This is a genomic window from Microbacterium sp. ZOR0019 (assembly GCF_000800925.1).
Classification (GTDB): Bacteria; Actinomycetota; Actinomycetes; order Actinomycetales; family Microbacteriaceae; genus Microbacterium; species Microbacterium aurugineum.
Genome location: NZ_JRKC01000012.1, coordinates 36,346 through 43,515, shown reverse-complemented (window position 1 = coordinate 43,515; position 7,170 = coordinate 36,346). Strand labels below are relative to the sequence as shown.

Sequence of the window (7,170 nt, the reverse complement as noted above, 5' to 3'; positions counted from 1 at the left end):
CCTCGAACTCGAACGGCGGGTAGGGGATGTCCGAGCAGACGGTGAGCGTACCCGCCTCGATCAAGCCGTAGTCGTCGCCCGCAGCCGGCTCACCACCGCTGCCCGCGTCGGAGGATCCCGTCGCGCAGCCGGCGAGCGCGAGGGTGGCGGTCGCCGCGAGGGCGAGACCGGCGATGAGGTTACGACGAGGCATGTCGGCTCCTGTGAGTCGAGGGCGAATGTGACGCCCGGTGACGGGTAGGAGAACATCTAAACATGCGGTCGGTCGCGTGACCAATGGCATCGGCGTCGCCGCATATCACGTTTGTGTTGCGAGACCGCCGGGAAGACGGACGAAATCGAGTTCCTCGTGACCCGCGACGGAGTGTCAGACCTCGAAGTCGACGGCGACGCGCGATGCCACGACTGAGCGGATGTACGTGACGACCTCTTCGTGCGCGGGGTGCACCTGGTACTCCTCGATCGCCTCCACCGAGTCGAAGTCCGCGACCAGCGTCACGTCCCAGTTCGCCTCCGGGTACGCCATGTTGGCTCCGGCGGAGATCGAGAGGAGCTGCGGCACCACACCGTCGAGGGCGTTCAGGCGGCGCGCGGCTTCCTTCGCCTGCTCGGCACGCACGGTGGCGTCTTCGGCGGCGAGCTTCCAGGTCACGACATGGCGGATGGTCACAGGGCTTCCTTCGACTCGGACTTCATATCGCTGCGGACGGCTGTCTCCAGCGCTTCCCGCAGACGGTCCGGCGTCACGCGCCAGTGCGCATGCAACTCGCCGTCGATCAACAGGACCGGGATCTTCTCCCACCACAGCTCGTACAGGGCGGGGTCGTCGTTGATCGACGCCTCGACGATCTCGATCTGCTCCGCCGCCGCGTCCGGCAGTTCGGCGACGACGGCGTCGATCACCTCAGAAGCCACCTCGCACAGATGGCAGTCGGGCTTGCGGATCAGGGTCAGCGTGGTCACGCCGACGGCACCTCGACGGCACGTCCCTGCGAGATCCATTCACCGGTGCCACCCTCGACGTTCGTCGCGTCGTACCCGCGGGACTCCAGCGCCTCGACGACCCGCGCCGAACGGCCGCCGGCCTGGCAGATCACGTCGAACGCCTCCGACGGCAACTCCTCGAGCCGGTTGCCGATCTCGGACATCGGGATGTTGACGGCACCGGGCACGTGGCCTGCGGCGAACTCGTCCACCTCCCGGACATCGATGAGCGGGACACCGGAGCGCTCGGCGAGTTCGGTGACGGTGATCGACTTCATGACATCCTCTCGGCGGTGGAGATCTGTGGGCAGAGACACAAAGCGCCCGTCCGAAGACAGGCGCTCGTGTCTGGTCGCTTACTTCTTGTTGCGACGCTGGTGGCGAGTCTTACGAAGCAGCTTGCGGTGCTTCTTCTTCGCCATGCGCTTGCGGCGCTTCTTGATGACAGAACCCACGGAAACCTCACTAAGTCAGGGGCTGGGTGTCCCCGAAATCGGACACCCGGGTACGGGCACGGAAAAATGCCTCGGATCAGTCTAGCAAACCCGACGGCGTGCGCCGTGCGGCCTCGCGTCGACTCACCCGACGTCGGCGATGGGGCGCTGCAGGGCGTCGGCCACGGCCGACTCCGGTACGCGGTAGCTCCGCCCGAAGCGGACGGCTGGCAGTTCCCCGGCGTGCACCAGCCGATACACGGTCATCTTGGACACGCGCATGATTTCGGCGACCTCGGCCACCGTGAGGAATCGGACGTCTGGAACCTCGGGCATCCCACGTACCCCTTTCTCGATGTGCACACTCTATGGGGTAGCTGGGACACCTGTAAACCCGTGTGACTCATGTGATCAGTGGGGCATCGGCGGGATCCACCGCCAGGAACTCGCGCGGGCCCCCGACCTCCGCTCCCGCCGTCCAGCCGAGACATAGGCGTCGCTCGCCTTTCGCTCAGCCGCGACTGCCACTGTCAGTGCAGGACTCGCGCCGGCACCGCGCCGAGTCCTCGCGGATCTGGGGATCCGCGGATCGCCCCTGACGACATGCCCCCCGGCCGTCAGGGGCGAGGCGTTTCCGGGCGCGCCCCACGAGCGGCCACACCGGGACGCGAACCGTCGACGGGGTTCAGCCGCCGAACCGCTTGAGCGCCGAGGTGACGGCGTGCTTGGCGGATGCCGCGGCGCGCCCGACGACCTCCGCGGCATGTGCCGCACTGTCGGGAAGCGGGCCACCGGGGTAGTCGATGTCCGGGGCCGCGTCGCCGTACGCGTCGACCAGGAACGGGACGAGCCAGTCATCGACGACTTCGAGCGGTTCGACCGCGAGGCTGTAGAACCGGCGCTGTCCGTCTTCGCGCACGGACACCAGCTCGGCATCGCGAAGAACCTTGAGGTGCTTCGAGACGGTGGGCTGGCTGATGCCCAGCTCGGCGACGATTTGGCTGACACTCGTGCCGGTCTCCCCTTCGGACATGTGCCGCAGCAGGAGCTGGAGGATGTCGCGCCTCGTACCGTCTGCGATCACGTCGAAGATGTCCGTCATGTGATCAGGGTAGTCGGCTCCGGCACGGAGTACCATGACGGAGGCTCGGCTGACCGGCGCCGTGCGACCGTGGGGCGCGTCCGAGAGAGAAGATGAGGGGGCAGCGATGTCGGGCATCGTTTCGGCGTCGTCCCCAGGACAGGGTCTGTCGGGAATCGCCGGCCGTGCGAGGCAGATCCTCACCTCCTCACCCTCCCGTTTCGCGATCGTCGTCTTCGCGCTCCTGATCCTCGTGTTCACGGTTCTCCTGTCGCTACCGATCGCGTCCGCCAGCGGCACCGTCACCCCGCTGAGCGACGCCCTCTTCACGGCCATGTCGACGATCTGCGTCACCGGCCTGTCGACCGTGGACATGGCGAACCACTGGTCGCCGTTCGGGCACGTCGTCGTCTTCCTCGGCGTGAACATCGGCGGTATCGGCGTCCTCACCCTCGCGTCCCTCATGGGGATGCTCATCTCGAAGCGCTTGGGGCTGCGGGCCAAACTGCTGGCGGCCGGCGACACGAACCCTCTGCGCGCGCACGGGGGCGTGGTGAACGAGAGCCAGACGGTGCGCCTGGGCGAGGTCGGTCAGCTGCTCACGACCGTCGCGGTATCGGCCCTCATCATCGAGGCCACGCTCGCCGTCCTGCTCTACCCCGCCCTCGTGATGGCGGAGGTCAACCCCATCGCGGCGCTCTGGGAGGCCCCGTACTTCGCGGCCATGGCCTTCACCAACACCGGCTTCGCCCCGAACGACGGCGGTGTGGCCGTGTTCGGCGACGACTACCTCGTGCTCTCTCTCCTCATGGTGGGCGTGTTCCTCGGCAGCATCGGCTTCCCCGTCATCTACTCGCTCGCCAAGCACGTCTGGCACGTCAAGCGCTGGTCGCTGCACACGAAGCTCACCCTCGTCACCACGGTGCTCCTGTTCATCCTGGGTGCGGCCGTCTTCGTCGTCCTGGAGTTCGACAACCCGAAGACGTTCGGGTCGATGGACGCCGCGGACACGACGTTCCAGGCCTTCTTCCTCTCGGCGATGACCCGATCCGGTGGCTTCAGCGTGATCGACATGGACGATCTGAACGGCTCCTCCCTCCTCGCGGCCAGCATGCTGATGTTCGTAGGCGGCGGCTCGGCGTCGACGGCGGGCGGCATCAAGGTCACCACCCTGGCCGTCCTCGCGATCGCCGTGTGGTCGGAGGCGAAGGGCCGTCAGTCCGTCGAGGCCTTCGGGCGGCGCATCCCGAGCGACGTGCAACGCGTGGCCCTCAGCGTCGTCGCGTGGGGGGCGACGATCGTCGCGCTGTCGACCATCGTGATCGCCCAGCTCACCAAGGAGGAGATCAGCCACGTCCTGTTCGATGTGATCTCGGCCTTCGGCACCGTCGGGCTGTCGACGGGGCTCACCGCGGATCTGCCCGATTCAGCCTCCTACGTCATGGCCGCGACCATCTTCATGGGGCGCGTTGGTACAGTGACTCTCGCCGCGGCGGTCGCCGCGACATCGCGAACGCAGTACTACTCACTGCCCGTGGAAAGGCCGATCGTTGGTTGAAGTCCTCCGGGGCGACGCTCCCGTCCTCGTCATCGGTCTCGGCCGCTTCGGCGCCGCGTGCGCCGGAGAGCTCGACCGTCTCGACCGCGAGGTGCTCGCGATCGACGACAACCTCGAGCTCGTGCAGAAGTGGTCCGACCGCGTCACGCACACCGTGCAGGCCGACGCGAAGAACATCGATGCGCTCCGCCAGATCGGTGCGCAGGACTTCCAGGTCGCGGTCGTCGCCGTCGGCTCCTCGATCGAGGCGTCCGTGCTGATCACGGCCAACCTCGTCGACCTCAAGGTGCCGCAGATCTGGGCCAAGGCCGTGTCCCAGTCCCACGGCAAGATCCTGGCCCGTGTCGGCGCGAACCACGTCATCTACCCGGAGCGCGAGGCCGGCGAGCGCGTGGCGCACCTGGTGAGCGGACGGATGCTCGACTTCATCCGCTTCGATGACGACTTCGTGCTCGCCAAGATGTACCCGCCGAAGTTCATCCGCGGCGTCGGCCTGAACGAGTCGGGCGTCCGCTCGAAGTACAAGGTCACCGTCGTCGGGGTGAAGAGCCCCGGCAAGCCGTTCCGCTACGCCGAGGCGAACACGATCGTCACCAACCACGACCTCATCATCGTGTCGGGCACCAACAGCGACATCGAGCGTTTCGCTGCACTCGACCGCTGACGGCGGGACCCACCCCGGATCCACGACTCCCCCTCAGGGCGGACGCGCAGACGACCCGTCCGTGGTGGGATGGAGGGCATGACCGACCACACAACGGCCCCACCCGTCCTCGCCCTCCGCGGGCTCCACAAGCAGTTCGGGCCGAAGGTCGCCGTCGACAACCTCTCCCTCGACGTGCCGGCCGGATCGATGCTCGGACTCCTCGGACCGAACGGCGCGGGCAAGACCACGACCCTCGCCATGGCGACCGGACTGCTGCGTCCGGACGCCGGAAACGCGTGGGTGCTCAGTGCGGATGTGTGGCAGAACCCCGCCGAAGCCAAGGCGCGCATGGGCGTGCTCCCCGACGGCATCCGCATGCTCGACCGGCTCTCCGGCGCAGAGCTGCTGCGCTACACGGGCCTGCTGCGGGGCATGCCCGAGGCTGACGTGGCATCGCGCACCGAAGAGCTCCTCGCCGCCCTCGGCCTCACCGATGCGCGTGATCGCCTCGTCGTGGACTACTCGGCGGGCATGCGCAAGAAGATCGGCCTCGCGTGCGCCCTGATCCATGCGCCGCGACTCCTGATCCTGGACGAGCCCCTCGAGGCGGTCGATCCTGTGTCGGGCGAGACGATCCGCCAGATCCTGCGCGCGTTCGTCGACGGCGGCGGCACGGTGGTGCTCTCCAGCCACGTGATGGAGCTCGTCGAGTCGATGTGCGACCGGGTCGCCATCGTCGCGGAGGGTCGTCTGCTCGCGCACGGCACGCTGGATGAGGTGCGCGCCGGTCTCACGCTTCAGCAGCGGTTCCTGGCCCTGGTGGGCGCACACGATCTCGGGACGGAGACACTCGCGTGGTTGCGCTCCTCGTAAGCCTGCGCTGGCGGCAGCTGGGCCACCAGCTCTCGCGCAACCCCTGGATGATCGTGACCCTGGTCCTCACCGGGATGATCGCCCTGGGCATGCTCGCGGGTCTGACGGCGGGACTCGTGGCGCTGCGCTTCGCCGCCCCCGAGGCCGCGGTCACCGTCATGGTCCTCGCCGGCACTGTGCTGGTCGTCGGGTGGTGGGTCGGGTCGATCCTGGTGAGCGGCGATGATTCGCTGGCCCCCGAGCGATTCGCTCTGCTTCCCCTCACCGCCGGCGCCCTGCTGCCCGGACTGGTCGTCGCCGGCGCGACGACCATCGGGGGCCTCGGCACGATCACGGCACTGCTGCTCATGCTCCTCGGCTGGTCGATCAGCCTTCCGGCACTGCTCAGCGCTCTGATCCTCGCACCCGTCGCCGTCGTGACGTGTGTGCTGGGCGCCCGTGTGGTGAGCGGGGTCCTCGCCGGGTGGTTGGCCCGCCGTGGCACCCGCGACCTCGTCGTGATCCTGGGGGTGCTGCTCGTCGCCTCCTCCGGCCTGCTGCTCAACCTCGGCATGGGTGCGCTGTTCCGGGTGAACGACATCGGCGGGGCGTTCACCGCCGTCACCGACATCGTCGGCTGGACGCCCTTCGGCGCGGTGTTCGGCGTCTCCGCGTCGGTCGCGCAGGGCGAATACCTCTCCGCAGCACTCCGCCTGCTCATCGCCCTGGCGACGGTCATCGCCCTGTGGTTCGCGGCACGGGGGCTGCTCGCCGCACGCCTCGTCGCCCCGATCCAGAACAGCGGCGGAGGACGTGTGCGCTCCGGTGGTCTGCTGGACCGGGTCCTGCCGGCCACTCCGACCGGCGCCATCGCCGCACGCACACTGCGATATTTCCGCCGCGACCCTCGACAGGTCGTGAACGTCGTGATGATGCTGCTCCTGCCCGCGATCTTCATCGGGCTCGCGCTCATGAACGGACTGCAGGACGAGTCCGTCGGATTCGGGCCCGCACTCACGCTGATCCCGACGATCAACGCGCTCCTCACCGGCACCATCATCCAGATGGCGATCGCCTACGACAACGACGCGATCGCGGCCCACATCCTGGGCGGCGTCCGCGGCGCCGCGGATCGGGCGGGACGGCTGCTCGGATTCGGGCTGATCGCCGTGCCCCTGACCCTCGTGCTGTGCGTCGCCACCTGCCTGCTCGCCGGCCGGATGGACCTGCTGCCCGGCAGCCTCGGGTCGGCGCTCGGACTGACGGCGATCTCGGCCGGCGCAGGCGCCTGGGTGGGCAGCTTCCTCCCGGGTCGCGCTCCCGCACCCGAGGCCAACCCGCTCGGTCGCGGCTCCTCCGGTGGCGTGCAGTCGCTTCTCGCGATGATCATCATCGGACCGATCACGCTGCTCGTCGGCGCACCCGCCCTCGGGTTCGCGATCGCGGGGATCTGGAATCCTGCGCTGGGCTGGGTCAGCCTCGCGTGCGGTGTCGTGCTCGGTGCGCTCGCCCTGTGGGGTGGGACGGTGCTCGGAGGCAGCATCCTCAACCGACGCTGGCCCGAAGTGCTCGCCGAGGTCGCCAGCGAGAGCTAGCGACCTCGTGCACCGATAGG

Annotated in this window: 10 protein-coding genes and 1 pseudogene; 4 read left to right on the top strand and 7 right to left on the bottom strand. The window is 68.4% G+C overall.

All coding sequences use genetic code 11. The features are described 5' to 3' along the window. The 7 genes and pseudogenes from L978_RS04105 to L978_RS04080 all read right to left on the bottom strand — a co-directional run. A pseudogene (locus tag L978_RS04105) lies at positions 1-193 on the bottom strand (ABC transporter substrate-binding protein); the annotation flags it as partial. Between the two features lie 174 nt (positions 194-367). Continuing rightward, positions 368-670, bottom strand: a complete 303-nt coding sequence (locus L978_RS04100; protein ID WP_047520573.1) for a Dabb family protein — start codon at positions 668-670, stop codon at positions 368-370. Next, positions 667-963: a glutaredoxin family protein gene (locus L978_RS04095; RefSeq protein ID WP_047520571.1), complete on the bottom strand. Its 297-nt coding sequence runs from the start codon at positions 961-963 to the stop codon at positions 667-669. Before L978_RS04095 ends, L978_RS04100 begins: the two co-directional genes overlap by 4 nt. Further along, the gene (locus tag L978_RS04090; RefSeq protein WP_047520569.1) at positions 960-1,262 is read right to left on the bottom strand and encodes a rhodanese-like domain-containing protein; all 303 of its coding nucleotides are present in this window, start codon (positions 1,260-1,262) and stop codon (positions 960-962) included. Before L978_RS04090 ends, L978_RS04095 begins: the two co-directional genes overlap by 4 nt. Positions 1,263-1,340: 78 nt before the next feature. Continuing rightward, on the bottom strand, positions 1,341-1,439 hold the full coding sequence (locus tag L978_RS18510) for a 30S ribosomal protein bS22 (protein WP_003792170.1): 99 nt from the start codon (positions 1,437-1,439) through the stop codon (positions 1,341-1,343). 123 nt (positions 1,440-1,562) lie between these two features. Continuing rightward, entirely contained in the window at positions 1,563-1,754 is a 192-nt protein-coding gene (locus L978_RS04085; protein WP_047520567.1) for a helix-turn-helix domain-containing protein, read from the bottom strand. A 349-nt stretch (positions 1,755-2,103) separates the two neighbouring features. Beyond that, positions 2,104-2,520: an ArsR/SmtB family transcription factor gene (locus L978_RS04080; protein ID WP_047520585.1), complete on the bottom strand. Its 417-nt coding sequence runs from the start codon at positions 2,518-2,520 to the stop codon at positions 2,104-2,106. A 106-nt stretch (positions 2,521-2,626) separates the two neighbouring features. On the opposite strand from L978_RS04080, the gene L978_RS04075 reads away from it, so the two are divergent. The 4 genes from L978_RS04075 to L978_RS04060 all read left to right on the top strand — a co-directional run bounded on the left by L978_RS04075 (position 2,627) and on the right by L978_RS04060 (position 7,150). Next, positions 2,627-4,057, top strand: coding sequence for a TrkH family potassium uptake protein (locus L978_RS04075; RefSeq protein WP_047520583.1), 1,431 nt, complete (start codon positions 2,627-2,629; stop codon positions 4,055-4,057). Continuing rightward, positions 4,050-4,721, top strand: coding sequence for a potassium channel family protein (locus L978_RS04070; protein WP_047520565.1), 672 nt, complete (start codon positions 4,050-4,052; stop codon positions 4,719-4,721). The genes L978_RS04075 and L978_RS04070 overlap by 8 nt, the downstream gene beginning before the upstream one ends. Before the next feature lie 78 nt (positions 4,722-4,799). Next, positions 4,800-5,576 carry an ABC transporter ATP-binding protein gene (locus L978_RS04065; protein ID WP_047520563.1) on the top strand — a complete coding sequence of 259 codons (777 nt, stop codon included), beginning with the start codon at positions 4,800-4,802 and terminating at the stop codon, positions 5,574-5,576. Then, positions 5,558-7,150, top strand: a complete 1,593-nt coding sequence (locus tag L978_RS04060; RefSeq protein ID WP_047520561.1) for a hypothetical protein — start codon at positions 5,558-5,560, stop codon at positions 7,148-7,150. Before L978_RS04065 ends, L978_RS04060 begins: the two co-directional genes overlap by 19 nt. The last annotated feature ends 20 nt before the right edge of the window (positions 7,151-7,170 follow it).